The 16,919-nt window shown below is 73.6% G+C and carries 19 protein-coding genes; 12 read left to right on the forward strand and 7 right to left on the reverse strand.

Translation table 11 applies throughout. The annotated features are described in order from the left end of the window. Positions 1-8 precede the first annotated feature (8 nt). Entirely contained in the window at positions 9-491 is a 483-nt protein-coding gene (locus tag QOL16_RS14220) for a GNAT family N-acetyltransferase (RefSeq protein ID WP_071247000.1), read from the forward strand. Between the two features lie 114 nt (positions 492-605). On the opposite strand, the gene QOL16_RS14225 is transcribed toward QOL16_RS14220, so the two are convergent. The 3 genes from QOL16_RS14225 to QOL16_RS14235 form a co-directional block, all read right to left on the reverse strand. Next, a complete protein-coding gene (locus tag QOL16_RS14225; protein WP_071246998.1) occupies positions 606-1,955 on the reverse strand; it encodes an ABC transporter substrate-binding protein in 1,350 nt (449 codons plus the stop codon). Positions 1,956-2,067: 112 nt separating this feature from the next. Next, entirely contained in the window at positions 2,068-2,898 is an 831-nt protein-coding gene (locus QOL16_RS14230) for a carbohydrate ABC transporter permease (RefSeq protein ID WP_071246996.1), read from the reverse strand. Next, positions 2,898-3,839 (reverse strand): carbohydrate ABC transporter permease, encoded by a 942-nt coding sequence (locus tag QOL16_RS14235; RefSeq protein WP_071246994.1) that lies wholly within the window; start codon positions 3,837-3,839, stop codon positions 2,898-2,900. The genes QOL16_RS14230 and QOL16_RS14235 overlap by 1 nt, the downstream gene beginning before the upstream one ends. A 240-nt stretch (positions 3,840-4,079) precedes the next feature. Here QOL16_RS14235 and QOL16_RS14240 point away from each other — a divergent pair, with 240 nt between their 5' ends. Next, a complete protein-coding gene (locus QOL16_RS14240; protein WP_071246992.1) occupies positions 4,080-4,964 on the forward strand; it encodes an inositol monophosphatase in 885 nt (294 codons plus the stop codon). A 50-nt stretch (positions 4,965-5,014) separates the two neighbouring features. Here the strand turns inward: QOL16_RS14240 and QOL16_RS14245 are convergent, their stop codons facing one another. The 3 genes from QOL16_RS14245 to QOL16_RS14255 form a co-directional block, all read right to left on the reverse strand. Continuing rightward, positions 5,015-6,082, reverse strand: a complete 1,068-nt coding sequence (locus QOL16_RS14245; RefSeq protein WP_175473059.1) for a LacI family DNA-binding transcriptional regulator — start codon at positions 6,080-6,082, stop codon at positions 5,015-5,017. Further along, complete coding sequence (locus QOL16_RS14250; RefSeq protein ID WP_254780211.1) at positions 6,028-6,741, reverse strand: 2'-5' RNA ligase family protein; 714 nt, start codon at positions 6,739-6,741, stop codon at positions 6,028-6,030. The genes QOL16_RS14245 and QOL16_RS14250 overlap by 55 nt, the downstream gene beginning before the upstream one ends. 128 nt (positions 6,742-6,869) lie before the next feature. Further along, positions 6,870-7,889, reverse strand: a complete 1,020-nt coding sequence (locus QOL16_RS14255) for a LacI family DNA-binding transcriptional regulator (protein ID WP_071246988.1) — start codon at positions 7,887-7,889, stop codon at positions 6,870-6,872. 94 nt (positions 7,890-7,983) lie between these two features. Between QOL16_RS14255 and QOL16_RS14260 the strand changes: the two genes are divergently transcribed. The 6 genes from QOL16_RS14260 (at position 7,984) to QOL16_RS14285 (ending at position 14,490) form a co-directional block, all read left to right on the forward strand. Continuing rightward, complete coding sequence (locus QOL16_RS14260) at positions 7,984-8,619, forward strand: molybdenum cofactor guanylyltransferase (RefSeq protein ID WP_071283670.1); 636 nt, start codon at positions 7,984-7,986, stop codon at positions 8,617-8,619. A gap of 4 nt (positions 8,620-8,623) precedes the next feature. After that, positions 8,624-8,944 carry a DUF6457 domain-containing protein gene (locus QOL16_RS14265; RefSeq protein ID WP_071283674.1) on the forward strand — a complete coding sequence of 107 codons (321 nt, stop codon included), beginning with the start codon at positions 8,624-8,626 and terminating at the stop codon, positions 8,942-8,944. Further along, positions 8,941-10,143: a molybdopterin molybdotransferase MoeA gene (locus QOL16_RS14270; RefSeq protein WP_071283678.1), complete on the forward strand. Its 1,203-nt coding sequence runs from the start codon at positions 8,941-8,943 to the stop codon at positions 10,141-10,143. Before QOL16_RS14265 ends, QOL16_RS14270 begins: the two co-directional genes overlap by 4 nt. Before the next feature lie 167 nt (positions 10,144-10,310). Then, a complete protein-coding gene (gene fdhD / locus QOL16_RS14275; protein ID WP_071283681.1) occupies positions 10,311-11,198 on the forward strand; it encodes a formate dehydrogenase accessory sulfurtransferase FdhD in 888 nt (295 codons plus the stop codon). Between the two features lie 38 nt (positions 11,199-11,236). Further along, positions 11,237-13,501 carry an FdhF/YdeP family oxidoreductase gene (locus QOL16_RS14280; RefSeq protein WP_071247013.1) on the forward strand — a complete coding sequence of 755 codons (2,265 nt, stop codon included), beginning with the start codon at positions 11,237-11,239 and terminating at the stop codon, positions 13,499-13,501. 293 nt (positions 13,502-13,794) lie between these two features. Beyond that, on the forward strand, positions 13,795-14,490 hold the full coding sequence (locus tag QOL16_RS14285) for a hypothetical protein (protein ID WP_071283684.1): 696 nt from the start codon (positions 13,795-13,797) through the stop codon (positions 14,488-14,490). Positions 14,491-14,541: 51 nt separating this feature from the next. Here QOL16_RS14285 and QOL16_RS14290 read toward each other — a convergent pair whose 3' ends face one another. Beyond that, entirely contained in the window at positions 14,542-14,997 is a 456-nt protein-coding gene (locus tag QOL16_RS14290) for a GNAT family N-acetyltransferase (protein ID WP_065964457.1), read from the reverse strand. Between the two features lie 490 nt (positions 14,998-15,487). Here QOL16_RS14290 and QOL16_RS14295 point away from each other — a divergent pair, with 490 nt between their 5' ends. From QOL16_RS14295 to QOL16_RS14310, 4 genes are all read left to right on the forward strand, one after another. Further along, a complete protein-coding gene (locus QOL16_RS14295) occupies positions 15,488-15,907 on the forward strand; it encodes an HIT family protein (RefSeq protein WP_071283687.1) in 420 nt (139 codons plus the stop codon). Between the two features lie 334 nt (positions 15,908-16,241). Beyond that, entirely contained in the window at positions 16,242-16,487 is a 246-nt protein-coding gene (locus tag QOL16_RS14300) for a hypothetical protein (protein WP_139197456.1), read from the forward strand. Continuing rightward, positions 16,484-16,711, forward strand: coding sequence for a hypothetical protein (locus QOL16_RS14305; protein ID WP_071246978.1), 228 nt, complete (start codon positions 16,484-16,486; stop codon positions 16,709-16,711). Before QOL16_RS14300 ends, QOL16_RS14305 begins: the two co-directional genes overlap by 4 nt. Continuing rightward, the gene (locus QOL16_RS14310) at positions 16,708-16,905 is read left to right on the forward strand and encodes a hypothetical protein (protein ID WP_071246976.1); all 198 of its coding nucleotides are present in this window, start codon (positions 16,708-16,710) and stop codon (positions 16,903-16,905) included. Before QOL16_RS14305 ends, QOL16_RS14310 begins: the two co-directional genes overlap by 4 nt. Positions 16,906-16,919: the final 14 nt, after the last annotated feature.

The raw sequence follows: 16,919 nt of genomic DNA on the forward strand, positions 1-16,919 counted from the left end.
ATCGGTGCATGGACATCAGGGAAGCGCTTGTCGCCGACGCGGACGCGATCGGGGCGTTCCAGTCCGCGTGCTGGGAGCAGACCTACCGCGGGGTGGTGCCCGACGCGTTCCTGGACTCGAGCGCCTCCCGCGACCGCGCAGCACGGTGGGCCGAGCGGATCCGGAGCGGCGGACGACGCGTGCTGATCGCGCTCCGCGACGGCCGGCTGTCCGGTGTCGTGAGCACGGCCCCGACGGACCCCGGGGCGGACGACCTCCCCGCCCTGGAGCTCTGCACGCTGTACCTCGATCGCGACGTGCATGGGACCGGGCTGGCCGACCGCCTGCTCGACGCCGCGATCGGTGGCGAGGACGCACACCTGCTCGTGTTCAGCGTGAACGAGCGGGCGAAGCGCTTCTACGCCCGCCACGGGTTCCTGCCGTCCGGCGCCCCGGAGACCGATCCCGGGACCGGCCTCGACGAGGAACGGTGGGTCCGCCGGGCGTCGTGACGTCCCGACGGCTGCCCGGTCGTGAGCCTGGGGACCGCGTCAACGGTGCTCGGGGCGCACCGGTCGACCGCGGACCGTGCCGTCGGGAGCGGCAGACGCCCCCGACGGCGCGGGTCACTTGCCGGCGGCCTGGTTGTACGAGGCGATCTGCGTCTTCGCCTGCGCCTCGGCGGCCCGCATGGTGGTCCGCACGTCGGCGCCCTCGACCACCCGGTCGAACGCGCCGATCACGGTCGCACGGACCGTCGGGAACGCACCGGTGACGCAGCCCGCACTCGCGGTGCTCGTCGGGTCGTCGGCGAGCTGGCGGTACATCGTCGCGACGTTCGGGTCGGTGAGGGACTGCTTGCCGACCGTGGTGTCCTGCGCCTTCGTGTTCACGGCGAGGTAGCCGGTCGCCTTCGCCCACTCGGCCTGCACCTCGGGGGTCTCGAGCCAGGCGGCGAAGTCGTGGGCGGCGCGCTGCTCGGCGGTCGAGTGCCCCTTCCCCGAGATCCACAGGGCGTTGCCGCCGATCACCGGTCCGGCGCCCTTCGCGCCGGACGTGGTCGGGAAGGTGGCCACGACCGACTTCGTGCCGGTCGGGTCGAGGGTCGTGTAGGCACCGGACGAGGTCAGGACCATGCCGACCTTGCCGCTCGAGAACGCGGAGTTCTGCGCCGCCGAGTCGGTGCCGGGGTTGAGCGCGGCGCCGTCCCGGTACAGCCCCTGGAGCGTCGTCATGAAGGCGACCTGCGTGTCCGAGGTGAGCGAGACGCCGGTGACGGCCTTGCCCTTCCGGCCGTTCGACGGGGTGCAGAACTGCTGCCCGCCCGAGGCGCTGAGCTCCTCGAGCATCCACGAGTCCGCCATGTTCATGCTCATGCCGTACAGCCCCGTGCTGCGGTGGATCTGGTCGGCCCACCGCGCGACCTCGTCGAGGGTCGTCGGCGGCTTCGTGACGTCGAGTCCCGCGCGCTCGACGATCGCCTTGTCGAGGTAGAGCACGGGCATCGACACCGAGAACGGCATCGCGGCGAGGCCGTCCCCGGCGCTGTAGTACGCCTTCGCCGCGGGGACGATGCTCCCGCCCGTGGCCGTCTCGCCCGCGAAGGTCGACGGCGACACGGTCTGCCCGGAGTCGACCATGAAGCCCGTGGCGACGTCGTTCATCATGAGCAGGTCCGGGGTGGAGCCGGACTGCACCGCGGCGGTGTACTTCGTCTGGACGTCGGCGTACTGGCCCTGGAACGTGGCCCTCACCGTGACGCCCTGCGTGTTCGCGGCGTTGTACTGGCTGACGAGCTCGGTCAACTCGGTGGCGGCGGGGCCGGTCATGGCGTGCCAGAAGTCGACGGTGACCGGACCGGAGGACGCGGCCGGGGTGGCCGAGCCGGACGCGGAGCAGCCGGTCAGGGCGAGCAGCGCCGCGGCGGAGGCGGCTGCGACCGCGAACGCGAACGCGGAGGATCGACGAGCGGGCATGGGTGTGCCTTCCTGTGGGGACGAGACGAGACGAGACGAGACGAGACGAGACGGGACGGGACGGGACGGACGAGACAGGGACGGGCGAGGTCCGGGGTGCTGCGGGACGGTGCTACTTGAGGGCGCCGGCGGTGATCCCACCGGCGAGGAAGCGCTGCGCCACGAGGACCAGCACGAGCACGGGGAGCGTGACCATCGCCGCACCGGCCAGCACGACACCGACGTCCGAGGCCTCGGCGTTCGACAGCTGCGCGATGCCCACCTGCACGGTCCGGTTCTCGGGCGAGTTCGTCACGAGCAGCGGCCAGAAGAAGCCGTTCCAGGCCGCGGTCGCGCTGACGAGCGTCACCGACACGAGCGTCGGCCGCGTGACCGGCAGGAGCATCGAGCGGATGAACCGGACGTGTCCGGCGCCGTCGAGCACGGCGGCCTCGTGCAGCTCGGCGGGGAAGGACAGGAACGCCTGGCGGAACAGGAAGATCGTCAGCGCCGAGGCGACGAACGGCAGGAACACGACGAGCAGGGTGTCGATGAGGTGCCAGGACGCGACCGTCAGGTAGTTCGCGATGAGGGTCGTCTCGCCGGGGATCATCATGCTGGCGAGCAGGACGAGGAAGATCGCCCGGGTGCCACGGAGCCGGCAGAACACCAGGGCGTACGCGGTGACGATGCCGATCACGACCTGCAGCGTCGTCTGCGCGAGCGTGACGACGACGCTGTTGAGGAACTGCCGTCCGAGCGGTGCGACCTGCAGGGCGCGTTCGACGTTCCCGAGGTCGAGGTGGACCGGCACGAGGCCGGGGAGCCCCTCGTGCAGGTAATCCGACGGGGTGAGCGCACCCTCGAACACGTAGTACAGCGGGAAGCAGACGACAACGACGGCGACGACGAGCCAGGCGTGCAGCAGGGTGCTGCGGATCCGACGTGCGGTGCGCGGGCCCATCAGTAGTGCACCCGCTTCTCGAGCACGCCGAACTGCACGAGCGACAGCGCGAGGACGAGCAGGAAGAGCACGACGCCGAGCGCCGCGGCGAGCCCGAAGTTCGCACTCGCGGCGCCGAACGCCTGCTGGTAGATCGCGTAGACGAGGGTCCTCGACGAGTCCGCCGGTCCCCCGCCGGTGAGGATCTGGACCTGCCCGAACGTCGTCAGCGCCTCGACGGTCCCGGTCACGACGACGAAGAACAGCGTCGGGGTGACGAGCGGCAACGACACCGACCAGAACGCCCGGACGGGTCCGGCACCGTCGAGCTGCGCGGCCTCGACGACCTCCGGGTCGATCGCACCGAACGCACCGAGCAGGAGCAGGACCGTGAAGCCGAGCGACCCCCACGCGGTGACGACGATCACGCTGAACAGCGCCCAGTGCGTGCTCGTCAGCCACGGCACCGGGGTCCCGCCGAGCTGCTGCACGACGGTGTCGACGAGCCCGGTCCCCGGCGCGAGCATCGCGGCGAAGGCGACGGACGCGGCGGACACCGACACGACCATCGGGGACGTCAGGAGGGCCCGGTAGACCGTCGTGCCGCGGAGCTTCGCGGTGAGCGGCACCACGATGAGCAGGCCGAACACCACACGCGCCGCGACGACCCCGGCGCAGAACACCGCGGTGTTGACCATCGTCCGACCGAACGCCGGGTCGGTGAAGGTCCGGACGTAGTTCTGCAGCCCGACCGACCCGGCGGGCTGCCCGAAGACGTCGGTGCCCTGCGTGCTGAGGACGAGCACGCGGCCGAGCGGCCAGAAGACGAAGACCGCGAACACGACGAGCGCGGGCAGGAGCAGCACGACGCCGACGCGTCGATCGGCCCGGTGCCAGGAGCGGGTGGCCGGGGCGGACCGCTGGCGACCGGCGACCAAGCCGGGCCGGACGGAGACCGTCATGGTGGGGACTCCTCGTTTCAGGGAACGTTCCCGATCTGGGGACGGCACCACTGTGCTGGTGTCCGTCACGCGGTCGCAAGGGAGGTCGACGGCCCGCCGCCCGCCGTTCACGCAGTGTTCGACAGCAGGCCCCGATCAGTCCCGTCAGCCCCGGGCCCGACGCCGGAGTTCACCCGCGGGACGGTCGCCCGTCGCCCGCGGTTCCGCGTCCAGCGCGCCGCGCGTCGTACACCGGAGCACATGACCGACGACCCCGTGCACGACCGCCCCGAGCCCGACCGCCCCGCCCCCGCGGCCCCCGGACCCGCCGCACTCCGCCGCGCCGCCGAGGACGCCGCGCGCGCCGTCGCACCGGCGCTCCTCCGCGCCTTCCGCTCCGACGTCGTCGTGGACACCAAGCGCGACGCGCACGACGTCGTGACCGAGCACGACCGCGCTGCTGAGCGCGCCCTGACCGCGTTCCTCACGGCGGCCGTCCCCGGTTCCACGGTCCTCGGGGAGGAGGGCACGACCGGCCCCGCCCCCGCCGGTGCGCGCGTCCGCTGGATCGTCGACCCCATCGACGGCACCGCGAACTTCGCCAGGGGCCTGGCGTACTGGTGCGTCTCGATCGCCGCGGAGGTCGACGGCACCGTCGCCGCCGGCGTCGTCCACGACCCCGTCGCCGACCACGTCTTCAGCGCCGACGACGGGGGCGCGTGGCTCGACGGGCGGCCGGTGCGGTCCGCGTCCGCACCGGCCGCGTCGGCCACCGTGCTGACCAGCTTCCCGGTGCAGCAGGACCTCGAACTGCTCGGCGAGACTGCCGCGTTCGACCTGCTCCGCGACCTGACCCTGCGCTACCGCCACCACCACAGCACCGGGAGCGGGGCGCTCAACCTGGTGCACGTCGCCGCGGGGTGGTCCGACGTGACGATGGGGTTCGCGACGCACCCCTGGGACGTCGCCGCCGGCGCGCTGGTGCTCGAGCGCGCCGGCGGCTGGTTCCGCGGCTTCCGGCACGGCGTCGCGACGGACCGAGCGGTCGACGCCGAGGACTACGTCGCCGGCGGCGCGGGTGACCGGCACGAGCACCTGGTCGCCCGGGTCGCGGCGCTGTCCGCGACGATCACCCGACGCCCCTGACCGCAGGCGAGCACCGGTCCACCGGTCAGCGGGGCACCGACCGCCCCGGGTCAGCCGCGGGCGCCGAGGACGGGCTCGACCGCGTGGACGGAGCCGCGCTGCTCCAACCGGGTCGGCAGCACCTCGTGCCGCTCGACCCGCCGACCGCGCAGCCGCTCGACGACGAGCTCCACCACGCGGGCACCCATCCGCGCGCGGGGCTGGTCGACGGTCGTCAGGTCGAGCCGTCCCGCGAGCGTGGTGCCGTCGAACCCGGTCACCGAGGCGATCCCGGGCAGTCGGAGTCCGACGCCCGCGGCCGCGGTCACGAGCCGGGCGGCGGTCGCGTCGTTCGCGGTGACGAACGCCGTGACACCGTCCCCGAGCAGCGTCGCGAGCCGCGCCGGGTCCACCACGAGGGCCTCGACGTCCTCGGTCCGCACCGCCGTGGGCAGCACCCCGACGGCCACGGCGTACGCCCGCGCGCGACGCGTGGTCGACGGGTGGTCGGTCTCGCCGACGAAGCAGGTGCGGACGTGGCCCGCCGCCGCGAGGTGCAGCACGAGGTCCCGCATCCCAGTCTCCTCGTCGGAGCGGACCGTGTCCACCCCGCGTCCGGCGAGCGCGTCGCCCGCCGACCCGAGGACCGCGACCGGCAGGTCCGCCGCGACCGCGGCGAGCGCGGCCGGCGGGAGCCGGCTGCTGACCACCGCGACCCCGAGCACCCCGTCGGCCGACCCGGCGGACGCGTGCAGCGCCTCCAGGCCGGCGACCAGGCGGTCGTCGTCACGGAACGCGTCGGCGACCCGCAGCGCGAACCCCAGGGTGTCCGCGGTGGCCTGCGCGCTGCGCAGGACCTCCGTGTGGAACGGGTTCGCCCGCTCGGTCAGCAGGACGCCCAGCACGAGCGGTGCGCCCGCCGCGCGACGGCGCGCCAACGAGCCGACCGGGAGGCCCAGCTCGTCCGCGGCGCGCACGGCCAGTTCCCGACGTGGTGCGGACACCCCGTCGTCGCCCCGCAGGGCGAGCGAGACCAGCGAGCGGGACATGCCGGTCCGGCGTGCGACGTCGCGCAGCGTCGCGGTCACGGCGTGCGGAGCTTCCAGGTGCGGACGTGCTCCCAGGTCATCGTCTGCCACCAGCGGCCCGTCCAGTCGGGGCTCGCGGTGCGGTACAGCACGACGGTGTCACCGGCGAAGTCGGACGGCACCGGGACGTCGAGGCCGCGGATGAACTCGCCGACCTCGTCGTGCAGGTCGGGGCGGACGTACAGGTCGTGCGACGCGAGCGACAGGTGCGGGCGGTAGCGCTCCGGGTCGTGGTCGTTCGGCAGCGGCGCGTTCATCGGCCGCCGGAACGGGGCGACCGCCGCGTCGACGTCGATCGCGAGCTGGTCGAACGCGGTGTTGCGGGAGCCGTCGGGGTTCGTGGCGACGTCGTACACGAATCCGATGCCCTGCTCGCGGACGCCGGCGTTGTGCACCGGGAACCCCGGGCGTCCGTCGAGCAGCGCGGTCAGGGCGTCGACGACCGCGGACTCGGCGGACCCGAACGGCTGGCTGCCGACCAGGGTCGCGTGCGGCGGGAACGCGCCGGAGGACACCAGGCCGTACTGGGCGCGGAGCTGGTCGGTGACGACCGTGACCGCGCGGCACGTCCGGGGGTCGGGGCGCAGGTAGACGCCGTAGCGGTAGGGGTCACTGTCGTCGCGGGCACCCTTGGCGGTGACGACGGGGGTCGTCGTGGGCGTCGTGGCGGTGGTCGTGGTGGTGGGCTCGAGGACGGCGGGGTTCGACACGGTGATCCTGTTCGTCGCGGTTCCGGGAACGTTCCCCATCGTGGTCGGGATCGTTCCCGAGCGCAGCCCTCCCTGTGGTGACGAAGCGGTGAACGACCGGTGACGGAAGCCCCGTGATCGGCGGTCGGTCAGGCGCGGGCGAGCGTCCGGCCCGGGACGAACTCGCCGTCGACGGCGACGTGGGCGGCGTTCGACCGGCTCGCGTCGATCTGGTCCACGACCGCGTCGACCGCCATCGTGCCGATCACGTCGAGCGGCTGCCGCCACGAGGTGATCCCGAACAGCTCGGTGGCGTACGGGCGGATGCCGTCGTAGCCCGTGACCGAGAAGTCCTCCGGCGCGGAGAGTCCCCGGCGGCGCAGCGCCTCGAGGACCCCGACGGCGTAGTGGTCGCTCGGCGCCATGATCGCCGACACCCCGCCCGCCGAGATCACCGCCGCGACGAAGGAGTCGAGCGCGCGGGGGTCGTTGCCGTGGTCCTCCGCGCGGATCCGCAGGACGTCGACGCCGCGGGTCCGGAGCCGCCGCGCCATGGCGTCCGTCCGCGCCGACTGGGTGAGGGACCCCGCGGCGCTGATCGTGAGCACCGCGACCCGCACGTGCCCGGCGTCGGCGACCTGGTCCGCCAGGGCCCGACCGCCGCCGCGCTCGTCGCAGTAGACGCTGCTGACCGACGCGTCGCGCTCCGGGCGTCCGGCGATGACCGTGGGGATGCGACGGGCGAAGGGCAGGACGTCCTCGACCGGCAGCGCCCCGCTGCAGACGATGAGCCCCTCGACGCGGAGCGAGACGAGCGTCTCGAGCGCGCGGCGTTCCTCGGCGACCGGGAACGACCCCGCGCCCGTCGCCGTGACGGCCCGGTAACCGCGGGCGGCTGCCTGCAGCTGGAACGCCGTGAGCAGGTGCCCGTAGAACGGCGTCGCGGCGTCGCGGACGAACACCCCGAGCGTGTGGGTGCGGTGCGCGGACATCCCGCGGGCGTTGGCGTTCGCGACGTAGCCGAGCTCGACGGCGGCGCGCTTCACCCGTTCGATCGTCGCCGGCGCCACCCCGTACGCCCCCGCGAGTGCCCGCGACACGACGGACTTCGACACCCCGGCGAGCGCCGCCACGTCGTGGATGGTCGGCACCGCGTGCAGGCCGCTCACGTCGCACGCCGTCGGGTTCGGGAGGTCACACCCGTCACGCTAGCGGCGATCCCGCGTCAGGCGGGGCGGTGGGTGGTGAACGTAGGGTGCAGACATGGTCGAGGTCGTGGGCGTGCAGCACGACGCCGTCCTGCTCGCGGGCGGCCAGGCGTCGCGGATGGGCGGGGTCGACAAGACCGCGATCGTCGCCGACGGCCTGGCGCTGTCGGACCACGCCGTCGCCGCTGCCGCCCGTGCCCGCACCGTCGTGCTCGTCGGGCTCCGGGACGGCCGGACCGCGCCGGACGGGGTCGTCGTCACGCGCGAGGACCCGCCGTTCGGTGGACCCGTCGCCGGGATCGTCGCGGGGCTCACCGCCGTGGCCGAACCCGCGCCGTGGACGCTCGTGCTCGCCTGCGACCTCGTGCAGCCCGAGCGGGCGGTCGACGCACTGCTGCGCGCTGCGGAGGCCAGGGCCGACGCCGACGGGTCCGACACCGACGGCCGCGACGTCGACGGGTTCGTCGCCGTGGACGAGGACGGCCGCCGGCAGCCCCTCCTCGCGCTCTACCGGTCGACGGCCCTGCGCGACGCCGTCGCCGCGCTCGGGGACCCGGACGGCGCGGCGGTCCGACGGCTCACCGCCGCCCTGCGACTCGTCGAGGTCGCGCTGTCCGCCGGACTCTGTGCGGACGTGGACGAACCGGCCGACGCCGCGCGGGTCGCCGACACCCCGCGGCTGCTTGACTGACCGCATGACCACCGACGACGTCCTCGCCGCATGGACCGCCGAGCTCGTCGCGGCGCTCGGCTTCCCCGAGGACTTCACGCTCGACCGCGACGTCGTGCTCGACCTCGCCCGCGACGCCGCGCACGGGGTCGCCCGGCCGGCCGCACCGCTCACCACGTTCCTGGTCGGCTACGCCGCCGGGCTCCGCGGAGGCTCCCCCGCGGACGTCGCGGCCGCCGCCGCGACCGCCACGCGCCTCGCCCTGGCACGCGACGCCGGCACCGGCCCGAGCACCGACGACGGCACCGGGTCCGCCGGCTCCGGCTCCGGCTCCGGCCCCCGGTGACGGCGGTCCTCCTCCCCTGGCAGGCAGCGCGCGACGAGGCGCACCGGCAGGGCGCCCGGCTCGCTGACGACCTGGCCCGGCTCGACCCGTCGTCGGCACCGCTCCGACTCGACCTGGCCGCGGCGATCGGTCGCACGCTCGTCGGGGACCTCGTCGCCCCGGGTGACGTCCCCGGACACGACGGCGCCGCGATGGACGGCTGGGCGGTCGCGGGCGACGGCCCGTGGGACCTCGGCGCACCGATCGTCGCCGGGGCCACCGTGCCGACGGAGCCGCTCCGGGACCGACAGGCGCGGCCGATCACCACGGGAGCTCCCGTCCCGCGCGGGACGACGGCCGTGGTGCGCTCGGAGGACGCCGCGGTCGACAACGCAGGACGGCTCGTCCGGCACACCGCCTCGGACCGCCGGCACGTCCGGCCCGCGGGCGAGGAGGTCGCCCGGCACAGCACGCTGTTCCCCGCCGGCACGGTCCTGACCCCGCCACGAGCGGCCCTCGCGGCGGCGTCCGGCGTCGACGACGTGCTCGTCGTCCCCGCGCCGACCGCACGCGTCGCGGTGCTCGGTGACGAGATCGTCGGTGCGGGCGTCCCACGACCCGGACAGGTGCGCGACGTGTTCACCCACACGTTGCCGACCGTGCTCCGTGCGTACGGCGCCGACCCGGTCGCGGCCGAGCGGGTGTCCGACGACGCCGACGCCACCGCGCGGGTGCTCGACGCGGCCGAGGAGCGGATCGTCGTCACGACCGGCGGCACCGCGGGGTCGTCGACCGACCACGTCCGCGGCGCCCTCGCCCGGATCGGCGCCGAGCTGCTGATCGACCGGGTCGACGTGCGTCCCGGCCGACCGATGCTGCTCGCCCGGCGCGGTGCGACCGTCTTCCTGTGCCTGCCCGGCAACCCGATGGCGGCGATGGTCGGCCTGGTGCTGCTCGGCGGCCCCCTCGTCGCCGGGGTGCTCGGCCGGCCGACCGAACCCGTCGAGCACGTCCGCCTGGCCGTGGACGTGCCGAACGACCGCCCCGGCTCGCTGGTCACGGCGTACCGGACGACCCCGGAGGGGGCGGTCCCGACCACCCACCAGACGTCGGCGATGCTGCGGGGGCTGGCCGACGCCGACGGGCTGCTGGTCGTCGGACCCGGTGGCGGCGTGGCGGGCGATGCCGTGCCTCCCGTCCGGCTGCCCTGGACCCGCTGACGCGAACCGCACGGCGGAGCGGACCGCCGGGGGAGCCGGCCGCCGGGGGACGACGCGGACGCGAGGCCGACGCGGCGGCACGACGGCCACGACAGCCGGCCGGTCTCCGCCCGCGGAAACCGCACCCGCACTGGCAGCGTCACCGGCTCGGGTGGTAGACCCGGACCATGAGCCGGATCACGGCGCGCAAGCGCGTCACCCGCATCACCGTCGCGACGTCCCGGTCGGTGCGTGACGACCTGCTCGCGGTCGAGGAGCCGCTCGAGATCCGGGTCGGTGGGAACTCGCTCGCGATCACGATGCGGACCCCGGGCAACGACGTCGACCTCGCGGCCGGGTTCCTGGTGTCCGAGGGGGTCATCGCCCGCGGTGACGACTTCGCCGCGGCACGGTACTGCGCGGGTGCGACGGACGAGGGGCTGAACACCTACAACGTGCTCGACGTGACGCTCGCGCCGGGCGTCCCCGCACCCGATCCCAGCCTGGAGCGGGCGTTCTACACGACGAGCTCCTGCGGCCTGTGCGGCAAGGCGAGCATCGACGCGGTCCGCACCACCTCGCAGCACGCGGTCCTGCACGACCCGCTCGTGCTCGACCCGGCGCTCCTCGCGACCTTCCCCGACCGGCTCCGCGAGGCCCAGGACGTGTTCGAGAAGACCGGCGGTCTGCACGCCGCCGCACTGTTCGACGGGCGGTCCGGCGAGATGCTCGTCCTGCGCGAGGACGTCGGCCGCCACAACGCCGTCGACAAGGTCGTCGGGTGGGCCGTCAAGGAGGGCCGACTGCCCCTCGGCGGCACCGTCCTCATGGTCTCGGGTCGCGCGAGCTTCGAGTTGACACAGAAGGCGTCGATGGCCGGGGTCCCGGTCCTCGCGGCGGTGTCGGCACCGTCGTCGCTCGCGGTCGACCTGGCGAAGGAGGTCGGCATCACGATCGTCGGCTTCCTGCGCGGCCAGAGCATGGTCGTCTACAGCCGAGCCGAGCGGATCGTCGAGCCGGCCGACACCGCCCCCGAACCGGTACAGCAGCCCCGACAGACAGTGAGCGCCCCGTGACCGAACAGCCCCCGAAGGACGACGTGACCGACGCCGACATGACGGTCGGCGAGCCGAAGGACTGGGCGGCCGGCGTCCCCGGCGTCCTGCACTCGATGGGGCCCGCGATCGAGCAGCTCGGCCTCGCCCGCACCGCCAAGCTCATGCTGTCCCTGAACCAGAAGGGCGGCTTCGACTGCATGAGCTGCGCCTGGCCGGACCCGGACAAGCGCAAGACCGCCGAGTTCTGCGAGAACGGCGGCAAGGCGGTCGTGTGGGAGGCCACCCCGGTCCTCGTGCCGCGCTCGTTCTGGGCCGAGCACTCCGTCGACGACCTCGCCGACAAGACCGAGTACTGGCTCGGCATGCAGGGCCGTCTGACCGAACCCGTGTGGAAGCCCGCGGGGAAGGACCACTACGAGCCGATCAGCTGGGAGCGGGCGTTCCGGATCGTCGCCGACAAGCTCAACGGCCTCGACTCCCCCGACCAGGCGTCGTTCTACACGTCCGGACGCACCTCGAACGAGGCCGCCTTCGTCTACCAGCTGTTCGTCCGGGCCTTCGGCACGAACAACCTGCCCGACTGCTCGAACATGTGCCACGAGTCGACGAGCCTGGCGATGGCCGAGACCGTCGGCATCGGGAAGTCGACCATCGCGTACGACGACTTCGAGCACACCGAGCTCATCATCGTGATGGGCCAGAACCCCGGCACGAACCACCCCCGGATGCTCACCGCGCTCGAGGACGCCAAGCGCAACGGGGCCGAGATCGTCGCGGTGAACCCGCTGCCCGAGGCCGGCCTGCGCCGCTACAAGAACCCGCAGCGCGTGCGCGGCGTGGTCGGCCACGGCACCGAGATCGCCGACCAGTTCCTGCAGATCCGGCTCGGCGGCGACATGGCGCTGCTGCAGGCGATCGCCAAGCGCGTGGTCCTCGCGGAGCAGCGCACGCCCGGGTCCGTCGTGGACCACGCGTTCATCGAGAAGCACACGAGCGGGTACGAGGCGTTCGTGGAGCACATCCTCCAGGTCGACGACGACGAGGTCGTCCGGGCCACGGGCCTCGCGATCGAGGAGATCGACGAGCTCGCCGAACGGTACCTGCGTTCCGAGCGGACGATCATCACGTGGGCGATGGGCATCACGCAGCACGTCAAGGCCGTCGACACGATCAAGGAGATCATCAACCTCCTGCTCCTCCGCGGGAACATCGGCCGCCCGGGCGCCGGTGCCTCGCCGATCCGCGGGCACAGCAACGTCCAGGGCGACCGGACGATGGGCATCTGGGAGCAGATGCCGGACACGTTCCTCGACGCGCTGGCGGAGGAGTTCCACTTCGAGCCGCCCCGCGAGCACGGCGTCGACGCGCTCAAGGGCATCCACGGGATGCAACGCGGCGACATCAAGTTCTGGATGGGCATGGGCGGCAACCTCGTCGCCGCGATCTCGGACAGCCAGCTCGCCGAGCAGGCGTTCCGCGGCACCGAGATGACCGTGCAGGTGTCCACCAAGCTCAACCGCTCGCACGCCGTCGTCGGCCGGGAAGCCCTGATCCTGCCGACCATGGGCCGCACCGAGATCGACGTCCAGGCCGCCGGCCCGCAGTTCGTCTCGGTCGAGGACACCGTCTGCTCCGTGCACGGCAGCCACGGCCAGGTCCCGCCCGTCGCCCCCGGCCTGCTGTCCGAGGTCGCGATCGTCTGCGAGCTGGCGAAGGCCACGCTCGGCGACCGCCTCCCGATCGACTGGTCGGCCATGCGCGACGACTACGACGTGATCCGCGAGCACATCAGCCACGTCGTCCCCGGCTTCGAGGACTACTCCCGTCGCGCCGGCAGCAAGGAGGGCTTCGTCCTGCCGAACGGCCCCCGCGACTCCCGGACCTTCGCGACGAAGACCGGCAAGGCGATGATCACGGTCAACGAGCTCGAGCACGTCGAGCGTCCCGAGGGCACCCTGCTGCTCCAGACCCTGCGGTCGCACGACCAGTACAACACGACGATCTACAGTCTGAACGACCGGTACCGCGGCATCAAGAAGGGCCGGCACGTGGTGTTCGTGAACCCGGACGACCTGACCGAGCTCGGACTGCAGGACGGCGACACGGTCGACGTCGCGACCGTGTGGCACGACGACGTCGAACGCGTCCTGCGCGGGTACCGGATCGTCGCGTACCCGAGTGCGCGCGGCTGCGCCGCGGCGTACTTCCCGGAGGCGAACGTGCTCGTCCCGCTGGACAGTGCGGCGAAGGGCAGCAACACCCCGGTGTCGAAGGCCGTCCCGGTCCGGCTGACGCGGGTCGCGGTGCCGGCGACGGTCTGAGGACGGGACGGACGGGAGGCGCGGTGCGGGCCCGCACCGCGCCTCCCGTCCGCCACCGGTCACCTGTCGGACCGGTGTTCACTCGGTCAGGCCGTGTCGCGGCACGCGTGTGCCTGCCTGCCTGCCTGCGTGCGTGCGTGCGTGCGTGCGACCGCCCCTGTCGGCGCGCGCCCGGGCGCGCTAGCGTGACGGGATGGGGCAGCACAGGGGCAGCGGCGACGGGGAGCGGTCGAGGGACCACCGGGACGGACCGCGGACGGCCACGGTCGTCACACGCGGCGTGGCGGCCTGACGTGCACGTGTCGGGTCGCGTCGGATCGGACGCGCCGGACCCCTCGCTCGCCGTGCGCGCGCGGGTGGCGGCACTCGGCATCCGCGTCGCCGGTCTCGTCGCGCAGCGCCACCTCGAGGACCTCGGCGTGACCGGGCTGCAGGAGAGCCAGCACGGCAGCGGGTCGGACGCGGTGACCGTCGACGCCGCTGTCACCCGCAACTACGGCTTCTGGCGGAACCCCGACGACCGGGACGACCCGGTGAACCTGGCCGACCTGTCGGCGGCCGAGCGTGCCGCACTCGACGGCCCGGTCCCGGGCGACCTTCCCGCGTGGCTGCTGGCTGCTCGCGACCGGATGCGCTTCCCGACGATGTGGGACGCGGTCACGACGCACTGGAGCGCCGCCGGCGACCAGGACGCCCGGGAGCTCCTCCGTGCCCACGTCGACCACGTGCTGCACGACCACCACCGCGGCGCGCACGGGCTCGACGGCCCGTCGCCCCGAGGTCCGTGGGTCGAGCTCGTGACCGTGGACGCCGTCCGACCGCACCCCGTGGTCGTCGACGGCGAGGAGCGCGTCGGACTGCTGCTCGACACCGACCCGTTCGTGGTGGGGTCCGCGTTCCCGTTCGACGACGGCCGGGTCGTCACCGCGGTGGTCGACCGGGACCTCCTGCCCTGGGTGGACGTCGCCTTCCTCGGCGACGCGGGCTGACCACGGCGATCGACCGCGTCGACCGGTGCCGTCAGTGCGGTGCCGGCGCCGTCAGTGCGGTGCCGGCGCCAGGTCGTAGGTGACCCACGGCGTCGCCGACGCGACCGTGTCGTACACGCGGCGGGCCCGGTCGTTGTCGGTGGCGGTGATCCACCGGACGACGGTCGCACCCTCGTCGGCCGCGAGGGACGCAGCCGCGTGCAGGAGCGCCGTCGCCGCACCGGTGCCCCGCGCGTCCGGTGCCGTGAACAGGTCGTCGAGGTACAGCCCGGTGCTCGCGGTCGACGGTCGGACGAACCGGCGGAGGTTCGCGAGCGCCACGGGTCGGTCGTCGGCGTCGACCGCGACGAGCCCGGTCAGGCCGTGCGCACCGGAGGACACCCACGACCAGGTGGTCGCCACGGCCGCGGGGTCGTCGGGGAGTCGGTAGAAGGCGCGGTACCCGGCGTAGAGCGTCGACCACGCCCGTTCGTCGGCGGGGCGGACGGGTCGGACGTGCACGGTCATGCGGTCACCCTACGGTCGGCGGGGCGGACGTGGGCGGCGTGACGGGCGCGAGCCGCGCCTCCCGGCCGTCCGCGGCGACCAGCACGGTGCCGTGCCCCCGTGCGGACGGGTGGTGAGCACCCGCGGTGCGAGCCGACCCGAACGGCTGCACCACGGGTGCCGCAAGACGATCGTATGACGAACGACCCCGGTGCACCATGAGGGCTCGGACAGCTCGGCCACGCAGCACGCTCCCGTTCCGACCGACCGACCGACCGACGCTGGACCGATCGGGCCTGCCGACGCCATACTCGGAGTCGACCGCGACCCGGGGAACGGACGCGGGCCCCGGGTCACGGACGCGATCCGGGTACGGGAGCGTCGAGCGCACCACACCGACGTGGTGACCGACGCCGGACGGAGGGGGAACCATGACCGCACTCATCTGGGGCGGAGCCGTCGCAGCGGGCCTGGCCGTCGTCGCGGTGCTCGCACGGGCACGGCGTCGGGGATGACGGACGCCTGCACCTTCTGTGGCATCATCGCGGGCTCGTCGCCCGCCGTGTGGGTCGAGCGGGAACCCGAGGCGGTGGCGTTCGCGCCCCTGCCCGACTCCGCACTGGCCCCGGGGCACACGCTCGTCGTGCCGGTGGATCACACGGTCGACCTCCGCACCGCCGGGCCGACATCGCTCGCGGCGACGATCGCGCTCGTGCAGCGCGTCACCCGTGCGATGCGTGCGGGTCTCGGGGCGACGGGGACGGTCGTGCTGCAGGCCTCGGGCCCGGACGCCGGGCAGAGCGTCCCGCACCTGCACTTCCACGTCGTACCGTGCTGGCCGGACGACGGCACGACGCACTGGCCCGAGGGGCGGTCGGCGCACCGGGTCGAGGGCGACCCGTACGCGGCCCTGGCGGAGATGTTCGACTGACGAGCAGGAGCCCTCGTGGTTCCGACGCCCGGGGACCGTCCGGTGTCGCGCGCCGGAACGACTGGTGTCGCGGTCTGACCGGACCACGGGCGGACGGGAGGCGCGGTGCCGGCCCGCACCGCGCCTCCCGTCCGACCGTGGTCGCGACAGCGACCCACCGTCGGTCCGCGTCCGCGCGTGGTCGCGACGCTCGTGGTCGCTTCACGCATGGTCGAGTCAGCGACCCGTCATCGTTCTGCGGTTGTGACGATCCCGGTGCAGCATCCTCGGGATCCGTGCACCGAGATCGTCAGAATCCGGAACGTGACGCGATCGCGGTCGGTACGGTGTCACGGTGCAGAGCACTCCTGATCCCGAAGCGCCCACGGCCGTGTGGTGGGTGTCCGAGGAGGACGCCATCTTCCCCGGTGACGACGACCTCGACCGGGTCCTCGGCGCCTTCTCCACGGCAGCGGCAGCGAACGCCTACGCCGCGGAGCGGCGACGGGAGACGGGCGGCAGTCGCACGGTCCACGTCGACCGGTACGAGGTCGGGATCGTCAGCGGCTGGAACTCCGACTTCTTCCAGGTCGACGCATGACCGTCTGGCTCCTCGTGCACCGGTCCACGGTGGCGGAGGACGAGGTGATCGGCGCCAAGCTCCTCGGGTTCTTCGCCTCCGCGGACGAGGCCGACCGTGCCGCTGCCGAGCTCGTCGATCGGTGGGCGAGCTACCGCGCGATGCCCGAAGGTTTCGAGCGGTTCGAGCTGCCGCTCGACGAGGAGATCCCCGAGGAGCTGTCCGACCGGATGATCTGGGGGTGAACGTGGGTCCGAAGCACCGCGACCGCCCGTGGACACGGAGCGAGCGCGCTGCCGAGATGCATCGACGCGCGAACGCCGATGCCCCGGCGTGGTGGCCGCGACGAGCGCTCTGGTCCTGGCGACTCGTCGTCCGTCCGGTCGGCAGGGCGATCGGCGTGGTGCTCGGCGCGGTGGGCGACGGCTTGTCGTTCTGACCGCGGTGGAGGCA

Source organism: Curtobacterium sp. MCBA15_004, from assembly GCF_001865055.2.
In the GTDB taxonomy this organism is placed as follows: Bacteria; Actinomycetota; Actinomycetes; order Actinomycetales; family Microbacteriaceae; genus Curtobacterium.

Excerpts from the sequence above, each read along its gene's own strand:
- QOL16_RS14295 (WP_071283687.1), top strand. The coding sequence starts at position 15,488 with ATGACGGACGCCTGCACCTTCTGTGGCATCATCGCGGGCTCGTCGCCC.
- QOL16_RS14220 (WP_071247000.1), top strand. The coding sequence starts at position 9 with ATGGACATCAGGGAAGCGCTTGTCGCCGACGCGGACGCGATCGGGGCG.
- fdhD (WP_071283681.1), top strand. The coding sequence starts at position 10,311 with ATGAGCCGGATCACGGCGCGCAAGCGCGTCACCCGCATCACCGTCGCG.
- QOL16_RS14235 (WP_071246994.1), bottom strand. The coding sequence starts at position 3,839 with ATGACGGTCTCCGTCCGGCCCGGCTTGGTCGCCGGTCGCCAGCGGTCC.
- QOL16_RS14230 (WP_071246996.1), bottom strand. The coding sequence starts at position 2,898 with ATGGGCCCGCGCACCGCACGTCGGATCCGCAGCACCCTGCTGCACGCC.
- QOL16_RS14225 (WP_071246998.1), bottom strand. The coding sequence starts at position 1,955 with ATGCCCGCTCGTCGATCCTCCGCGTTCGCGTTCGCGGTCGCAGCCGCC.
- QOL16_RS14260 (WP_071283670.1), top strand. The coding sequence starts at position 7,984 with ATGGTCGAGGTCGTGGGCGTGCAGCACGACGCCGTCCTGCTCGCGGGC.
- QOL16_RS14290 (WP_065964457.1), bottom strand. The coding sequence starts at position 14,997 with ATGACCGTGCACGTCCGACCCGTCCGCCCCGCCGACGAACGGGCGTGG.
- QOL16_RS14265 (WP_071283674.1), top strand. The coding sequence starts at position 8,624 with ATGACCACCGACGACGTCCTCGCCGCATGGACCGCCGAGCTCGTCGCG.
- QOL16_RS14280 (WP_071247013.1), top strand. The coding sequence starts at position 11,237 with ATGACGGTCGGCGAGCCGAAGGACTGGGCGGCCGGCGTCCCCGGCGTC.
- QOL16_RS14240 (WP_071246992.1), top strand. The coding sequence starts at position 4,080 with ATGACCGACGACCCCGTGCACGACCGCCCCGAGCCCGACCGCCCCGCC.
- QOL16_RS14305 (WP_071246978.1), top strand. The coding sequence starts at position 16,484 with ATGACCGTCTGGCTCCTCGTGCACCGGTCCACGGTGGCGGAGGACGAG.